This is a genomic window from Photobacterium rosenbergii (genome assembly GCF_003026455.1).
GTDB lineage: Bacteria > Pseudomonadota > Gammaproteobacteria > Enterobacterales > Vibrionaceae > Photobacterium > Photobacterium rosenbergii.
The window spans coordinates 69,481-86,967 of the sequence record NZ_PYMB01000018.1; the positions used below are offsets into that span (position 1 = coordinate 69,481).

Here is a 17,487-nt window from a genome sequence, read left to right on the forward strand (position 1 = left end):
TGGCGATGAAACTGATTTTAAAACTCATTGCTGGCATTCTAGCCGGTATTCTCTTCGGCCTGTTTGCCCCTGATGTGCTGGTTCAAATCCTGATCACCATGAAGGCTTTGATCAGCCAACTGATTGGCTTCACCATTCCCCTGCTTATCCTCTTCTTTGTCACCAGCGGGATCGCAAACCTACCGAAGAACTCCGGCAAACTGCTGGGTAAAACTGTCGGCCTGAGTTACCTATCCACCATGGGGGCTGGTGCTATGGCTTACTTGGTCGCAGGACAGGTACTGCCTTCAATGCTGCACAGCACCGCAGAAGTCAGCGAGGCAGCCCGCACCCTGGCTCCTCTTATTGATTTGAAAATCCCACCTATCATGGGGGTAATGACAGCCCTCGCCGTCGCCTTTATCTTTGGCCTGGGTATCACGGCAACCAACAGCGAGCACCTACGCAAACTGAGTGACGAAGGCCGTGACATCATCGAGTTGTTCCTAGCCAAGGTGATGGTGCCATCGCTGCCGTTCTACATTGCCGGTGTGTTCGCCGACATGACCGTCAAGGGTACGGTGTTCTCGACCCTGAAAACTTTTACCCTAGTACTGGTATTGATTGTCGCCCTGCATTGGCTGTGGCTGACCTTCCAATTCATTAGCACCGGTGCATTGCTTGGCCGCTCTCCGCTCAAGTTGCTAAAGACTATGCTGCCAGCCTATGTTACCGCGCTAGGCACCATGTCATCGGCTGCTAGCCTACCTGTCACCCTGCGCCAGACCGAGCAAAACGGGGTGAAAAAGCCGATTGCCAACTTCGTCGTGCCGCTTTGTGCCAACATCCACATGTCTGGCTCGGCGATCAGTATCACCTCGGTGTGCGTTGCAGTTATCCTGGTTACCGGCAATGCGACCGTCCCGAGTTTTATTGAAGCACTACCGTTTATCGGCATGCTGGGTATAACGATGGTCGCCGCACCGGGTGCGCCGGGTGGTGCTGTTATGGCAGCAGTTGGCCTGCTGGGCTCTATGATGGGCTTTACCGAAGCAATGATCGGCCTGCAGATCGCCCTTCACCTAGCACAAGACGGTTTCGGCACCGCCTGTAACATCACCGGTGACGGTGCGCTGGCACTATGGGTAGACAAATTTGCCGATGAGGCGGTACCCGGTGAAGTGATGGAAGCTGAAGCCGCAACCACCAGCAGTGAACAAACGGCCTAAGCCAAAACAAGTCTCACTCGATTCCAAATAAAAAGGGAGCCAATCGGCTCCCTTACTTATTTCATGTCATTAAAAGCTTACTGCACGCTGCGCAGAACCGCTTTTAACTGCTCGAAATCATTGTCACGCTCAAGGGACAACAGTTCCATCGCATTGTGCTTGGCTAGCGGTCCAGGCAGGTCAATGTCTTTGCCTAGGATCTCATCCACCACTTCTTTGAATTTAGCCGGGTGGGCGGTACACAAGAACAAGCCTGTTTCGCCTTCAGCCAACTGCTCATTCAAGATACGGTAGGCAATCGCGCCGTGCGGTTCACACAAGTAGCCTTCTTGCTCCATCTCACGCAAGGTCTCAGCGGTCTGCTCATCATTAACTGCACCATAACCCAATTGGTCAAGGCCCCAGCCTTTGAGTCGGCACAGCTCTTCAATACGTGGCCAGTTGTTTGGCTGACTGACATCCATAGCATTGGAGATAGTCGGCACCGTTGGCTCTGGTGTCCAGTTACCGGTTTGCAGGTAACGTGGCACAGTGTCATTGACATTGGTGGCGGCAATGAAGCGCTTCACCGGTAGGCCAATGGCTTTGGCCAGCAAACCCGCTGTCAGGTTACCAAAGTTACCGCTTGGTACTGCAATCACCAGCTCCTCGCGCTTCTCTTTAGGCAACTGGGCAACCGCTTCGAAGTAGTAACAAATCTGGGCCAACAAACGGCTAATATTGATCGAGTTCGCCGAGTTGAGGCCCACTTCCTGACGCAACTCACTATCATCAAAGGCTTGCTTAACCAGCGACTGGCAATCATCAAAGGTGCCGTTAACCGCAACCGTCGAAATATTGCCGCCAAGGGTACAGAACAATTTTTCCTGCAGCGGGCTGATCTTACCCTTTGGATAAAGGATCACCACCTTGATGTTATCCATACCGTAAAACGCATGGGCCACGGCCGCACCGGTGTCACCCGAGGTGGCCGTAAGGATCGTGATTTTACCGTCACTCTCAGACACCGCAGCCAATGACTGGGCCATGAAACGGCCACCGAAGTCCTTGAAAGCCAGCGTCGGGCCATGGAAAAGCTCAAGGGCGTAAACCCCGTCTTTCACCGGCTTGATAGGCGCAGTGAACTGGAAGGCATTACCCACCATCTGGGAAACAGTTTCTGCCGCGAGTTCCTCACCGATAAATGCCGACAGAATCGCGGTACTGCGACTGACAAAGTCTTGCTCTAGTAGCGCATCGACATTATCGAAAGCCGGTAGGTCAGCAGGGAAAAACAAGCCTTGGTTGCTCCCCAACCCCTGGCGTACCGCCTGGCCGAACGAAACCTGCTCTTGGTGATCTTTTAGGTTATATAGCTTCATGGTTACAGCTCACTTCCTGTTACTCTTGAGCCCTGCCCGTCCAAACGACAGACATGGACGAATCCTTCTTCATTCTGAACATAATGATCTTGCAACCATCGTGCAATACGTTTTGCGACTTCAAGGTCGTCACATACGGTAAACATCGTCGGTCCCGAACCGGAGATCCCGCTAGCCAGAGCCCCTGCTTCCAGCGCATACTGCCGCGCTTTTGCAAAACCAGGCAGCAAACGCTCGCGATAGGGTTCAGCCACCACATCTTTGATCATTTTTGCTGCCAGCTCTGGTTGGCCTGAATGACAAGCATGGATAAAGCCGCCTAGGTATCGGCCATGGGCAATGACATCCTGACGACGATATTGAGATGGCAAGATAGCACGAGCTTCTGCAGTCGGGACTTTGATCCCCGGATAGGCCATTACCCAGTACCAGTTATCGAAACATGGCACCTGCTGGCTGATGATCCCCAGCTCCTCGACCATAAATTGCAGCCCACCCAGATAACACGGGGCGACATTGTCGTAGTGCAAACTACCTGAAATCTCGGCTTCCATCTCCCCCATCAGGGCCAGCAATTCAGTTTCGTCGAGCGGTTGCTCATGAAAGCGGTTTAGCGCATCGAGCGCCGCAACAATCGAACAGGCACTTGAACCCAAGCCCGAACCGATCGGCATGTTCTTTTCCAGTGTCAGGGCGACAGGTTTTAAAGCCGCCCCTTTTTTATCAAGCTCACGGGCAAATACTTGCCAGCAGCGGTAGACAATATTCTCTTCCGCCTGCTGGGGCAGTTTATCGACAAACGCCCCAACACAGTGCAACGAAAATGGCTGGGCCCCAGATTCCGCCAACACCCTGTCGCCAAGCAAAGTGCCATCGATAGGGGACACTGCGGCCCCCAGAACATCAAAACCGACACTGACATTGCCAATCGACGCCGGTGCATAAACCACTACACTCATCTTAAACTCCTAATTTCCAGCCCAGCGTACGCATCAAGTCGGCAAAGACCCCTGCAGCGGTTACTTCAGTACCGGCACCGTAACCTCGCAGTACCAATGGGATTGGCTGGTAGTAGCGGCTGTAGAAAGCCAGCGCATTCTCACCATCCTTAATCTTGAACATAGGGTCATCTGGATTGACCGCAGCAACCTTCACCGCACATTTGCCGTCTTTGATTTCACCGACATAGCGTAAAACCTTGCCCTCGCTGGCAGCTTCTTCAATTAAGTTGGCAAAGTAGGCATCCGCTTCAGGCAGGCGCGCCATGAAATCATCAACAGAGCCTTCGGCATCAAAGCCCGGCGGCAGGGCCTGCTCGACCACAACATCTTCCAGCTCAAGCGCCATGCCCGCTTCACGCGCTAGGATAAGTAGCTTGCGCGCGACATCCATACCCGAGAGGTCTTCACGCGGGTCCGGCTCAGTGAAGCCGTTATTCCTAGCGACAGTCGTCGCTTCGCTAAAGCTCATACCTTCATCAAGCTTGCCGAAGATAAAGGACAGCGAACCAGAGAGGATGCCCGAGAAACGCTCCAACTCATCACCGGCAGCCATCAGGTTCTGCAAGTTTTCAATAACTGGCAACCCGGCACCTACCGTGGTGTCATACATGAACTTACGGCGCATTGAGCGCGCAGCCTGACGCAACTGCTGGTAGTAAGCCATGCTGGCGGTATTGGCTTTCTTGTTCGGGGTGATCACGTGGAAGCCTGCTGACAGGAAGTCAACATACTGCTCGGCAATACCTTGGTCTGAGGTACAGTCAATCACGATTGGGTTAATGACGTGGTTACGTTTCACCAACTGGATCATCCGTGCAAGGCTCAGAGGCTCGGAAACCTGGCCCATCGCGTCACGCCAGTTCTCCAGTGGAAGGCCATTGCCATCTAGTAGCAAACCTTTGCTGTTAGCCAAGCCGCACACCCGGATCACAATGCCATTCTCGGCCAGTTTCGCCTGCTGGCGCTGGATCTGATCCACCAACTCGCCACCGACACCACCAACACCAATAACAAAGACATCAAGGAAGTGTTGGCTGTTAAATAGGTTCTCGTGACATGCCTTGACTGACTCGGAAACCTTGTCGTCAGGGATCACCGCAGAAATCGCACGCTCGGAAGAGCCCTGGGCAATCGCTACGATATTAACGTCTACTTCAGATAGCGAGGTAAAGAAACGGGAAGCCACACCACGGGACGTTCGCATACCGTCACCGACCAAAGTCACGATCGCAACGTTATCCATAAATTCGACAGGCTCAAGCAGGCCTTCTTTCAGCTCCAGCTCAAAGTGATCCTTTAGAGCTCGCTGGGCTGCCAATTTGTCCTCACTCTCGATACAGAAACTGATGCTGTACTCCGACGAAGACTGGGTGATCAACACAATCGACACGCCGGCCGATGACATCGCACCAAACACACGTGCGGCCATGCCAACCATACCTTTCATCCCCGGACCTGACACATTGACCATGGTCAGATCTTTCAGGGTAGTGATCCCCTTGATATCGAGCTTATCTTCACCGGTATCAAGGCCGATCAGCGAACCGGCTCCCTGTGGGTTGAAACTGTTCTTGATCAAGCAAGGAATGTGGAACTGGGCGATCGGGGCAATAGTTTTCGGGTGCAATACCGATGCACCAAAATAAGATAGCTCCATCGCTTCTTGGTAACTCAGGGATTTAAGCAATCGGGCATCAGGAACCAAACGAGGATCACAGCTGTAAACGCCATCGACATCGGTCCAGATCTCACAGCATTCCGCACGTAGGCACGCTGCCAGTACCGCTGCCGAATAGTCCGAACCATTACGGCCGAGGGTCACCAACTCCCCTTTCTCGTTGCCAGCCGTAAAGCCCGGCATGATGTTGACATGGTCTTGCGGCAACGGGTTTTGGCGGAAGTTCTGGGTAGAGGCTTCAATATCAACGTGGGCTTCGAGGTAATCACCGTTTGCCAACAAGTACGCAACCGGATCAATCAGGCTCGCCTGATGGCCTTTGGCCTGCAGCAGCGACTGCATCATGACAATCGACAGCCTTTCACCCTTACTGATGATTTTGGCGTAGACATTATCAGGGCATAGGCCTAGCAACTTGATACCGTGGACGTATTGCTTCAACTGGCCCAGTGAACTGGCTAATTTGGCATCTAGGGCCTCTTTGTCAAAGCCCGGCTCTACTGCTTTGAGGCCTGCCAGAAGTTCATTGAATACCGCTTCCAGATCGGTCAGTTGTACATCCGCCTCACCAAACTGGATACTATTTTCAATCACTGACACCAATTTATTGGTGACTTTACCCGGTGCCGACAGCACCACTGAAACTGGCCCCTGCTGGGCATTATTGGCGATGATATCTGCTGCTCGAGAAAACCTATCAGCATCGGCCAACGATGAACCACCAAACTTTAATACTCGCATTCCCTACTCCCACAACTTCCTAAAACGTGCCCCCGGGGACTCTTTGCCACTCCAGGATGAAAAATCTGGTTAAAAAAAAGCCCACATCTTTTTGGGATGTGGGCTTTTTTTGCAATTCTTTCGCGCATCAGCCCACCCCAGCAATCATGGTGCCGGTAATAATAATGGTGGTTGTATTCATGCTGAATGCGTTAAACATAGGTGTCCTAAAAAGATAACCAATATATGTATGCATTTACGTTTACCGTAATCATTTTCCCGAGTCAACCTTATTTTCACAACGAGATGTCTATTTAACTAGCAAAATGCAGGTAAAACTAGCGATATAGCTATACCATTGAGGCATGGTTAGTATCATTTTATTGCAGTTAACTAAAACACCATGCATAGTAGATATGGTGAATAATTAATCAATTCGGGATGATGCGCCTGAGCTTGGTAGCAATGTGTCGCTACTTGTAGGCTAACTTGAGAAGAATAGGGAGTTCGGATGACAGCTGCAATGGAACAACTTGTCGCCCATACGATTCTGCAAGGTTTCGATGCCATGTATGGCCGATTTTTGGATGTTACCGCCGGTGCGCAGGAGCGCTTCGAAAGCCAGAACTGGCCAGCCGTGCAACAGGCCCTGAAAACCCGGATCAAGTTCTACGATCATCATGTTGGCCTTGTCACTAGCCAAATTACCATCATGCTCGGCAAACGCTACGCCAACCACGCATTCCTGATGGCTGTCAAAAATGCCTACGAGGACCTACTGCTCGATTACCCCCGCTACGATATTGCGGAAAGCTTCTTCAATTCTGTCTATTGCCGGATCTTCGAGCACCGAAATATCAAACGCGACAAGTTGTTTGTCCATAGTTCCCAAGAAGGCCGTATTCCCATTTACCCGACGAACCTCAGCCGCCTTTACAACACCGGGGCGACGCTCGATACCCTGCTGGGCCGGATCCTTGATGATACGCCGTTCAGCCTTGAGTGGGAGGACAAGCAACGGGATATCCAGTTACTTGGCGATCGTATCAGCCACCACCTTGCAGCATTTGGCAATCCACCGCCGGTGATCGAAATGATCCGGGAGCCCTTTTTCCGCAACAAGGCAGCCTACCTGGTAGGAAGGATCCGGTTCGACGACCATAACCACCTCCCTATTGTGCTACCTATTCTGACCACCAACGAAAACAAGCTGTATGTCGATGCCTGTCTGGTTGATGTCGATGCGGTCAGTATCCTGTTTGGCTTCGCCCGTTCTTATTTCATGGTGTATGCGCCAGCCCCAGCCGCTCTGGTGCGTTTCCTCAGCGAGCTAATGCCAAACAAAACCAAGGCCGAGCTCTATACCGCAATAGGCTGCCAGAAACACGGCAAAACCGAGCTATACCGCGAGTTCCTCCATCATATCGAGCATTCCGATGACCAGTTCGTGTTGGCACCGGGTATCAAAGGTATGGTGATGTCGGTGTTCACCCTGCCGTCCTATGGTTTCGTATTTAAGATCATCAAAGACAAATTTGCACCACAGAAAGAGATAAGCCACGCCGTGGTGAAACAGAAATACCGGCTGGTAAAAGAGCACGACCGGGTTGGGCGAATGGCCGATACCCAGGAATACCGCAACTTTACTTTCGACCGCCACCGCTTCAGCGATGAGTTGCTAGAAGAATTGCTCAACGTCGCCCCGTCTATTGTTAAGGTGACCGAGAAAGAAATCTTGATCAAGCACCTGTATATCGAACGGCGGATGATCCCGTTCAACCTGTATATTGAACAAGCCAATGATGATGATCTGCGTCATGCGGTCGACGAGTACGGCAAAGCCATCAAACAACTGGCAGCGGCCAATATCTTCCCCGGTGATATGTTATTCAAGAACTTCGGTGTAACCCGCCATAAGCGGGTGGTTTTCTATGATTATGATGAGATTAGCTACATGACGGAGATGAATTTCCGCCAGATCCCACCACCACGCTATCCAGAAGACGAAATGGCAGCAGAGCCTTGGTACAGTGTCGGGATCAATGATGTCTTCCCTGAAGAGTTTCGGACCTTCCTGTTGATCAACCCGAAAGTGAGGCAGCTTTTCAACGAGCTGCACAGTGATCTGTTCGAGCCCCAATATTGGCAGCAATTACAAAGTAACATCGAAGAAGGCAAATTCGAAGATGTCTTCCCTTACAGCAACCACCAGCGACTCAGTTCAGGGTAAGGGAGTTGCTAAATAGGGCAGAATGTCTCAGCAATGCAAAACCGTTGTGTCATTTTTGTACTAATTGGCCTAGTATTATTTTGTTAAGGAAACATAACAAAATATCACAACAATAAATCAGGGAAGGTGATGAATGCGTACATGGCTAATCACGATTGCCCTGCTGGTAGTGGCGTTACCAACAACAGCAGCAGAAAGCAGGCTATTTAACATACTTGACGATAATTCGTCTTCTGGGTGGTTCATGTCATCCCAGTCCAAAGGTGCAGAGCAGTTCGATCTCTGGCAAATCGACAGCGGCTACGCCTACTCTATCTCAGATAATACCGAGCTTTACCTAAGTACCCGCTTAAAAAGCGGCAACGAAAACCAATCAGCCAGCCGTGGGATGCTATCCGGTGTTAAGTATAGTTTTTCCCCAAAACTGAGCTTACAAAGCGCCGTGACTTCCGAAACGCAGAACCAAGACACAGTGATGGGTGTTGAGGTGTCTAGTCAGTATGAAGTCACGGAGAGACTAAACCTGCATGCCACGCTCGACTACGAAGCACTGGAGCAAATATACCAATTTGGGATTGGTTTTCGTTTCTAGCGCTTCTGGCAGCTAAAGCAGATAAAGAAACAACAACGCCTGGTTATGCCAGGCGTTTTGCTATTTGAACCATTGTTGCTAAGCCTATCAATCATCCATTGATGGCCGATAGATCTAGGGGCTGCTTACTAAAAACTACCCCGTTGAGATCGGCGTAAACCATATCCCCCGGGTAGACCAAGGTATGGGCAACAGTAAGGGTGACATTTTCCTCACCAGTCTGGCGCTTAACTGTTTTAACTGGGCAGGTCGCCAGTGCTTTAACCCCAATATCCAATGTCGAAATGATCCCGACATCCCGTGCAGCCCCATTAATGATGATCCCTTCCCAGCCATTTTTCTGGGCCAACATCGCCAATTGGTCGCCTAGCAACGCTTTATTACAAGAAGCATGGCCGTCGATAAATAACACTTTGCCCTTGCCATCACGGGAGATGATGTCGCGTACCAAACTATTATCTTCAAAGCACCGCAAGGTGACTACCTCACCATAAAATACCGTCCGGCCACCATAGTTGTTTAAGGTCAACGGTAACCAACGCACTTCCTGTTCAAAGTTATCGCACAAGTCCGGGGTCAAATCTTTCATTGCAGGCTCCTTTGTTATATTTGTGGCCTTCCCTTTCCAAGGCCGTTTCTTCCCCAGCTCCTTGGGGTTACGTTAAGTGTAGAGAAAGCTCGGCCAATCACCCAATCTTTGTGTTTCAACTCCGTCGAGTAAAACTGGCACTAAAAACAGCTCGTTATCTTCGACCCAATAAATCGCGTTCTGCCCCCAACGTTTGGCTTCCCGGCATGCTTCCGCCTTGCTCATCGGGACGATAAACCCCAACTCATGCCATTGCCCATCCGGGGCACTGCAACTTATTGGCAGTACGCCTTCAACTTGAGATTTGAGCGCCAGCTCCAACTTTTGGTGACGGACGAGATTGTCTTTCTTGCTAAGAACGATGCTTCTCGGATTAAATGCTGTTAGAATTGCAAAGCAAGGGTAAACAGGGTGTTGCTTAAGATTAAAGATGATCGATTGGTAGCTACACCATAGTGATTTTTTTTCACACATAGAAAGTGACACCTGAGGGACGATGCATTTTTTTGTAGCGAATGTTAAACAAAGTAGAGAGTCGTAATACACTTCATACTGTTTGATGTAAATCAATAAAGTGCCCGAAAGCAGCGCGGAAACAAAGCACTTATATTGTTAGCGAGCTGTTAAGTGAATACAATCGTCGCCATCCCACGGAAATTGTAGCCAATGCCCCTAAGTTTGGGCTTTTTCAGCGCAAATCATCATGTCATGATGAGCTGAATAAATGGATGGCGTACCAACAGGAAACCGAGAAAATACAACCAAGCACGTATTTCTCCCAAGTTTTTGCCTGTATGTGAATTTTTTATATAGAATTTTACTATTCTGTTTTTGACCAGATTCCGTTTTTAGAAATTAGGTACTGCCAATGCAAACCCCTCACATTCTAATTGTAGAAGACGAGCACGTAACACGTAATACCCTGAAAAGCATCTTTGAGGCAGAGGGTTACACAGTATTTGAAGCCAATGACGGCGCCGAAATGCACCAAATGCTTTCTGAGCACCCTGTTCACTTGGTGATCATGGATATCAACCTACCAGGCAAAAACGGCCTGTTGCTTGCGCGTGAACTGCGTGAGCAAGGTGACATGGCACTAATGTTCCTGACTGGCCGTGACAACGAAGTGGATAAGATCCTTGGTTTGGAAATTGGTGCAGATGACTACATCACCAAGCCATTCAACCCTCGTGAGCTAACTATCCGTGCTCGCAACCTGCTAACTCGTGCAATGAACCAAGGCTTGCCAACTGAAGACAAGCGCATGGTTGAGCGTTACGAGTTCAACGGCTGGTCGCTAGAAATCAACAGCCGTTCACTGGTAAGCCCAAGCGGTGATCAGTTCAAGCTACCTCGCTCTGAGTTCCGTGCCCTGCTTCACTTCTGTGAAAACCCAGGCAAGATCCAGACACGTGCCGAGCTACTTAAGAAAATGACTGGCCGTGAGCTTAAGCCACATGACCGTACTGTCGACGTGACTATCCGCCGTATCCGTAAGCACTTCGAATCAGTCGCTGATACACCGGAAATCATCGCGACTATCCACGGTGAAGGCTACCGTTTCTGTGGCGATCTAGAAGAAGAGTAATCCTTCTGGCTTTGCCCATAAAAAAGGCTCCTCACGGAGCCTTTTTTGTTTCTGTTACCCAGAAGCAGCAATAAAACAATCAATCAGAATACCTGACTGATCAGCACGTCACGTTGGATCACGACCTGCTCCTGCCCCTGATAAAGTACTGTGACTGCAATATCAGCCTTGCTGCCCGGCAACCATTCCGGCCCACCACGCATACTGACTTCAAGGCTCATCTCACCTTCCGAGCGAACCTCAAGGTTTTCCTGCGCCAACCACTGCTGATCTTCTTGTGCGACCATCACCTGCATGATTTCTACCCCGGTAGGAAGGGGCTTCATCTCACGAGACAACAGACGGATCGAGGCATGCAGTTTGTTTGCCGGCTGACTACCATCGTCACCAATCACCGGCATGCTGTTGAGCCATAGTTCGCTGCCGAGATAGACCGTCACATCGGATAACACCAATTCCTGCGGAGATTGCCAGATATCGATTTCCGCCGGCAAGGTCACCGGAACATCCTCGACAACTGGCGCTTCTGGCTCGGCTTGCTCTTCCACTGCAGCTGGATCTTTGGAGCCAACCTCTTGTTCTTGAGCCCTTTCACCACAACCAGCAACCCAAACCACCCCAGCCGCTAGCAGCAACGCTTTTGCATCAGTTCCCATCATGCCTTCTCCTGCTGGGCTAACCAGTCTTTAAGCACCTTAAGATCATTGTGGTAGCCTTCTTTGATTTCATCGACCCAATCATTGATATTCTCCCACCAGGCCGGTAATTCCGGTGATTGCGCTTTCTGGGCAACCTGCTGGATATGCTTGAGGCCGATTGAGCCCGCCGCCCCTTTGATCTTGTGCGCTTCAAACTTGATGCCGTCTTGGTCCTTGGCTGTCATGTTGGAATCGAGGATCGCGATATATTCCGGCATCTTGGCCTCAAACATTGCAATGCTGTCATACACTGGCTTGGTACCCACAATCTCCACATAGGAAGACAGCATTTCCAGATCCAACAAGGTATTGATCATCTCATCGCTAACCCTTTGCGGGTTTTCTTTCTCAACCACCAATTCCTCTCCTTCTTCCTCATCCAGAGGGCAGGTCAATACCAAACGCTGGATCACCTCAGTGATGGCCTTGACGCTCAAAGGCTTGCTAATTGCATCATCCATCCCCTTGGCCAAATACTCACTCTTGTCCTTGATGACATTGGCCGTCAGGGCAACCAGTGCCGGTAGGTAATCAAACTGTTCACGCAATTTGGCTGCGACATCAAATCCCGTCATATCCGGCAATTGGATATCAAGCAATACCAAATCGTAAGCTTCAGGATCGAAGAGCTCCAAGGCTTCATCGCCCCGCATCGCCACAGTAACCTCGTGGCCTAGGCTCTCCAGCAGCGCCTTCGCTACCGTAATGTTAAGCTCGATATCCTCAACCATAAAGATATTGAGGCTGACCTGCGGCACCGCTGGCAAGGCTTCCTCTTCCTCGACACGTTCAACCAGTGGGGCAGTGATAGTCACGGTAAAGGTACTGCCCTCTCCTACTTCGGAGCTCACAGTAATATCCCCGCCCATCATTTGCACCAGTTGGCGGGACACCGACAAACCAATCCCGGTGCCCACCGCATGCAAGTTGTCGTCCTCATCCTTTACCTGATAGTACATGGCAAAAATCTTGTCGAGCTCTGTCGCCGGGATCCCAATCCCGCTATCCTCGACCTCGAAAGTAATATGGGCCTGCCCATCGTCCACTTCACTGCTGACCGACATCACCACACCACCATCCTTGGTGAACTTGGTCGCGTTACTGATCAGGTTCCACAGCACCTGGCGCAAGCGGGTACCGTCGACCTCAATAGACTCCGGTAGCTCAGTCAGCCGCTCAAGGTCAAAACGCAGGCCTTTCTGGCTTGCCATCAACCCTGAGATATTCTCCATCTCAGAGACAAAGTCATGGAAGTCGAGCGGTTTGGGCATCAGCTCAAGGCGACGGCGGTCAGATTTATCCATATCGATAATATCGTTGAAGATATTGCCCAAGGTAATGGCGCTGACATAGATGGTACGCATGTAGTCGCTCTGCTCTTTGTCGAGCTTGGTCTCAAGCAGCATCCGGCTGAGGCCAACGATGCCATTAAGCGGGGTACGTAATTCGTGGCTGATAGTCGAAATAAAGGCGGTCTTATCACGGCTCGCCTTCTCCTGTGCATCTTGATATTGCTTGCGTTCGGTAATATCACGGCCAAAGCCCATCAATCCCAAACGGCGGCCATCACGGCTGTAGAACGGCACTTTGCGAAGCTCGAAAATCGCTTTCCGGCCATCAGGGTATTCCAGCCACTGCTCGTAAGTGAGTGATACGTTGTTGTGAAATACCTGCTGGTCAGTCTCTGCAATCTTGCTCGCGATCTCCTCGCTGTAAACGTCCCGGGGAGTAAGGCCAACCAGTTGTTTCTCAGTCCGGTTAGTGAGCTCTTCCATTGCACGGTTGCAGCCGGAGAACTGGCCTTTTTCATTGCGGTAGTAAATCAAATCAGGTGAGGCATCGAGGAAGGATTTGAGCAACGCACTCTGCTCGGCTAATTCCAGCTGGGCATTCTCACGCTGGTAGACCTCGTTTTCCAAATCTTGCATCGCTTCACGGCGGGCTTCTTCTGCCTTTTCCCGCTCTTCGATTTCCTGATTGAGCTGGTTGATGTTTTCATGCAATTGCTTGTTGAGCTGCATATCGCGCGAGCGCATCTCTTCAAGCTTGGTCACCAGCTTGGACAAGCGCTGGCGGGATTCTTCTAGCTGATCGACCACAACAGATAGGAAGTAGACAGCCCAGGGGGTGATCAACAAACCAAAAAAGACAGAGCGGACAATATCAATATCCAGCACTTCTCCCTGTAGGACGAGGGTAACACCAATCTGCACCACCACCGCCAAGGCCACCAACGCAAGGGCCAGCAGCAAACTAAACTTGACCAACCCGAGTTTGACCAGCAGATCAACGTAATATTGTGCCAGTACTTTGATTTGTTTCATTATTGCTTCCTATTCACTACCGCTGCACCATCATAATAGTGCGCAGCTGAGAACCCAAGCAGGCTTTTTCCATTCACCTGCAGTCCTTCACATTTTGTTGTCCAGCCTTATGACCTTACCAGACAAGCTACCCGGCCTCTTTCTCTGACATCGTCATGGTACAGTTTCGCCCTGCCGCCTTGGCGCGGTATAGCGCTACATCAGCCAACTCCACCAACTCACCATAATCTTGATTTGGCTTGGGCGTCAGGGTCGCCACCCCCAGACTCACCGTCAGTGTTGAGGCGATATCCGAAAAGCGGTGGGTCAACCCTTTCTCGGCAAGCGCACGATGGATTTCCATCGCAACAACCTGACCGCCCTCAAGGCTGGTATTTGGTAGCAGGAAGGCGAACTCCTCACCGCCGTAACGGGCGACCTCATCAGTCTCGCGCTTGACCACACTGCGCAGCACTTTCGCCACTTCACGCAAGGCAAAATCGCCCTGCTGGTGACCATAGTTATCATTGAAAGCCTTGAAGTAGTCGATATCACACAAGATCAAGGTTAGCGGATGCTGCTCTCGAATATGGCTATACCACATCTTACGCAACTGCTCATCGAAGCTACGGCGGTTTGCAACTTTGGTCAGGCTGTCAACAAAGCTCAGTTCCTGTAACTCCATGATGGCATCAGCCAGTTGCTGCTCGGCCATCTTACGCTCGGTGACGTCCCGCGCCATCATCAGCACCCCGGTGGTGCCATCTGTCGGGTCCCGGTAAGGCGACTTAAGCACTTCGTACCAGATAGGTGTGCCATCGTCCAAAATCACATAGTCATCAAGCTTTACGCTGATCCCTTGCTGGGTAACCTGCAGATCTGTCTGCCTAAAAATTTCGAACTTATCCGGCTCAAGTACATCTGCCGAGGACTTGCCCAACAGCGCTTGCTGGGTATAGCCCAACGAGCGGGCAAATGGCTCATTGCAGCCGACATAGACACCATGTTCATTATACAAAGCTATCGGATCCCGGCTGGCGCTGAGGATGGTATCGAGCAAAGTATTTCGCTGGGCCAGTTCCTGTTCGGTCACTTCCCGCTTTTCGATCTCGGTTTTCAATACCTCTTGCATCTCATGCCAGTCTGTCACGTCATGGCTGATGCTAAGGGTACCGATAGCCTCTCCCGTATCACCGATCAATAAGTTGCAATTGGTTTCTAATAGCCTGCTCGAGCCGTCAGGTGCTGTAGTCCAAGTATGGGATGCCGTATTACCCAAGGAGCCAAGATCCTGCTCCTCGGTGATCCCTTCATCAATCCTGCCGCGCCAGAAACGGTCAAAAGCCTTGTTAGTACCGATCAACTTGCCAGACTTATCCTTGAAATACACTAGTTCTGACAAGGAGTTCAGAACCTGCTGGAAGATCCGCTGTTCATTTTCCAGCTTCACCTGCTCACCGTGACGGGAGCGTGGCAAAACGATAAACAATAACCAGCAAGGCTGCCACTGGCAGCGTATCGACTGGCCAGACACAATAAGCGGAATCACCTTGCCATTACTTTGCGGCAAGGCTTCTTCAACCTCCCTAAAAGCTTTCAGGCCAGTAAAAGGACGCAGGAAATCACACAGCATGTTGCTGCTGAGGCCATCGGGGTAAAGGTAGCGGTCATTGAGTTTTCGCACCCCAAGCAACTGGCGGCAGGGCTTATTGCCATAGAGTAAATGGCCGTCCTTTTTCCGGACCAGCGCAACCGCAACGGGCATTAGGGTCAGTTGGGCATGAAGGCGGTTGAAGGAGCTGGCCTCTAGGTGATGAAACAGCAAGGTCAATAGCCCGCCGCCGATAGCCAGCACAAGGATCAATAATGAGAAAAGTAATGCAGGGTTGTCAGCCTGCAACCATTGGGAAACAGTCGAGGCTAAAGTGGCAGGAGCGAAAAAGCCCGCCCCCAGCAGCAGAAAGCGGCGAGACATCCCTTTAAATAGAAGTCCCCCGCAGCAGGCCAGTAAGGTGAGCGATGTAAGCAATATCGGACTAACAGATCTTTCCTGACAGGAAGTATGCATTGATTTTAGTAATTGACGTCATTTTACTTGTAATCTAACACACTTACCGTTGTAACAGCTAATGCCAGCCCGGTTGGCAAGCTGCAAGTTTTAACTCGATCGCCGCACAGGCAGGGTGTACTCAAATGGCTTGCCCAGCGCCGCTCCCTGACCACCATTTTGATCCAGGTTACGGCCAATTTCCGTCATGGCTAACCAGCGGTTTTCACACCACTCTGGGGCCAGTAAGGTTGGCTTACGGGCACTGGCAGAAACACGGTGGTAAACCACCTCTGGCGGAGTCAGTCGGATCATCTCAGCGGAGATCGCGGTATAGTCTTCAAGGCTGAGCTCTGCCAAACGCCCTGCTTTCCAAGACAAGCCCATAATACTGCCTTCAACAATATGAAGCGGGTGGAGCTTGATCCCATCCACACCGGCATCGACGACCTTACGGACAGTCTCTAAATTGTCTTCTCGGGTGTCCCCCGGCAGGCCGACAATCAGGTGGGCACAGACTTTCAGCCCCAATGCCCTTGCCCGCTTGGTGATCGCCTCGTAGCAGGCAAAATCATGGCCACGGTTGATCCGCTTGAGGGTTTTATCATTGGCGGTCTGCAGACCGAGCTCCAGCCAAATTTCATACCCTTGGTTATGGTAGCCCGCCAACAACTCCAACACTTCATCCGGCACACAGTCAGGGCGGGTACCAACACACAAGCCAACGATATCCGCCGCTTCCAGTGCTTCTTCATACATCGCTTTGAGTGTCTGTACTTCAGCGTAGGTACTGGTGTAGGCCTGGAAATAAGCTAAATAGCGCTTGGCGCGGTTCACTTCGCCAGCACGCTGTGTCAGCTGCTCGGTGATTGGTTTGTGCTGGGCCTGCTCATCGGCGAACGAGGCAACATTACAGAATGTGCAGCCGCCACGACCGATTGTGCCGTCACGGTTCGGGCAGCTGAAGCCACCATGCAAGGTCAGTTTATGCACCTTCTCTCCGTAGCGACGCTGTAGGTCCTGGCCAAATGTGTTCACGAGCTCATGCAGCTGCATCTTGTCACCTAGTCATTCAAGGGGTCGAAAAAAGCGGCACAGATTAGCACCGAAAACAATGGCAAAAGTTGTGCAAGAACAATAAAGGCGTTTTTTTCACCAAATATGGGCTGAGAAAGGGAATGAAAATTAGCAACAACATCATTTTGTAATACTTTGGTCTAAACCCACCCCTATTAGCCATATTAAACCCATGGTTATATTACTCCACTATGCATATTGGCCACTAAATGCGAATAGATACGCACCTAGTTAAGTAATTAATTCATGGTGATACCGAGATGTTACAGGGTGGGGATATTTTTTGTTGGTAATTAATCAATCAAAATTGTAGGATAGTTACAGCTGTGTGCAATTTATGAACAATAAAAGTAACTAAACCAGGCGAATATTTAGTGGTTTATGTTGCTCCCCCT

13 protein-coding genes and 1 other annotated feature are annotated in these 17,487 nt (G+C 50.8%); of the genes, 4 read left to right on the forward strand and 9 right to left on the reverse strand.

The window, feature by feature from the left end:
• Nucleotides 1–5: 5 nt before the first annotated feature.
• Nucleotides 6–1,208, forward strand: coding sequence for a dicarboxylate/amino acid:cation symporter (locus C9J01_RS22565; RefSeq protein ID WP_107300393.1), 1,203 nt, complete (start codon nucleotides 6–8; stop codon nucleotides 1,206–1,208).
• Nucleotides 1,209–1,285: 77 nt separating this feature from the next.
• Here C9J01_RS22565 and thrC read toward each other — a convergent pair whose 3' ends face one another.
• Genes thrC through thrA form a run of 3 tightly spaced genes read right to left on the reverse strand, consistent with a single transcriptional unit; the run spans nucleotide 1,286 to nucleotide 5,989 of the window.
• A complete protein-coding gene (thrC, locus tag C9J01_RS22570; protein ID WP_107300394.1) occupies nucleotides 1,286–2,569 on the reverse strand; it encodes a threonine synthase in 1,284 nt (427 codons plus the stop codon).
• A 2-nt stretch (nucleotides 2,570–2,571) separates the two neighbouring features.
• A complete protein-coding gene (gene thrB / locus C9J01_RS22575) occupies nucleotides 2,572–3,528 on the reverse strand; it encodes a homoserine kinase (RefSeq protein WP_107300395.1) in 957 nt (318 codons plus the stop codon).
• 1 nt (nucleotide 3,529) lies between these two features.
• Nucleotides 3,530–5,989: a bifunctional aspartate kinase/homoserine dehydrogenase I gene (gene thrA / locus C9J01_RS22580; RefSeq protein WP_107300396.1), complete on the reverse strand. Its 2,460-nt coding sequence runs from the start codon at nucleotides 5,987–5,989 to the stop codon at nucleotides 3,530–3,532.
• A gap of 70 nt (nucleotides 5,990–6,059) precedes the next feature.
• Nucleotides 6,060–6,178 (reverse strand) — a sequence feature (Thr leader region).
• Nucleotides 6,179–6,479: 301 nt separating this feature from the next.
• Here thrA and aceK point away from each other — a divergent pair.
• The gene (gene aceK, locus C9J01_RS22585; protein ID WP_107300397.1) at nucleotides 6,480–8,198 is read left to right on the forward strand and encodes a bifunctional isocitrate dehydrogenase kinase/phosphatase; all 1,719 of its coding nucleotides are present in this window, start codon (nucleotides 6,480–6,482) and stop codon (nucleotides 8,196–8,198) included.
• A 133-nt stretch (nucleotides 8,199–8,331) separates the two neighbouring features.
• The gene (locus C9J01_RS22590) at nucleotides 8,332–8,790 is read left to right on the forward strand and encodes an autotransporter outer membrane beta-barrel domain-containing protein (protein WP_107300398.1); all 459 of its coding nucleotides are present in this window, start codon (nucleotides 8,332–8,334) and stop codon (nucleotides 8,788–8,790) included.
• A gap of 91 nt (nucleotides 8,791–8,881) precedes the next feature.
• Here C9J01_RS22590 and C9J01_RS22595 read toward each other — a convergent pair whose 3' ends face one another.
• Both C9J01_RS22595 and C9J01_RS22600 read right to left on the reverse strand, forming a co-directional pair.
• Complete coding sequence (locus C9J01_RS22595) at nucleotides 8,882–9,379, reverse strand: putative 4-hydroxy-4-methyl-2-oxoglutarate aldolase (RefSeq protein ID WP_107300399.1); 498 nt, start codon at nucleotides 9,377–9,379, stop codon at nucleotides 8,882–8,884.
• Between the two features lie 72 nt (nucleotides 9,380–9,451).
• Entirely contained in the window at nucleotides 9,452–9,853 is a 402-nt protein-coding gene (locus C9J01_RS22600; RefSeq protein WP_107300400.1) for a DUF3293 domain-containing protein, read from the reverse strand.
• Between the two features lie 394 nt (nucleotides 9,854–10,247).
• Between C9J01_RS22600 and arcA the strand changes: the two genes are divergently transcribed.
• Nucleotides 10,248–10,967 (forward strand): two-component system response regulator ArcA, encoded by a 720-nt coding sequence (gene arcA, locus C9J01_RS22605; RefSeq protein ID WP_039467143.1) that lies wholly within the window; start codon nucleotides 10,248–10,250, stop codon nucleotides 10,965–10,967.
• An 83-nt stretch (nucleotides 10,968–11,050) separates the two neighbouring features.
• Here the strand turns inward: arcA and C9J01_RS22610 are convergent, their stop codons facing one another.
• The 4 genes from C9J01_RS22610 to mnmL form a co-directional block, all read right to left on the reverse strand.
• Nucleotides 11,051–11,626 carry a hypothetical protein gene (locus tag C9J01_RS22610; protein WP_107300401.1) on the reverse strand — a complete coding sequence of 192 codons (576 nt, stop codon included), beginning with the start codon at nucleotides 11,624–11,626 and terminating at the stop codon, nucleotides 11,051–11,053.
• Nucleotides 11,623–13,989, reverse strand: a complete 2,367-nt coding sequence (gene arcB / locus C9J01_RS22615; RefSeq protein WP_107300402.1) for an aerobic respiration two-component sensor histidine kinase ArcB — start codon at nucleotides 13,987–13,989, stop codon at nucleotides 11,623–11,625. Before arcB ends, C9J01_RS22610 begins: the two co-directional genes overlap by 4 nt.
• Before the next feature lie 127 nt (nucleotides 13,990–14,116).
• On the reverse strand, nucleotides 14,117–15,943 hold the full coding sequence (locus tag C9J01_RS22620; protein ID WP_107300403.1) for a GGDEF domain-containing protein: 1,827 nt from the start codon (nucleotides 15,941–15,943) through the stop codon (nucleotides 14,117–14,119).
• A gap of 183 nt (nucleotides 15,944–16,126) precedes the next feature.
• Nucleotides 16,127–17,071 (reverse strand): tRNA modification radical SAM protein MnmL/YtqA, encoded by a 945-nt coding sequence (gene mnmL / locus C9J01_RS22625; protein WP_107300404.1) that lies wholly within the window; start codon nucleotides 17,069–17,071, stop codon nucleotides 16,127–16,129.
• Nucleotides 17,072–17,487 lie beyond the last annotated feature (416 nt).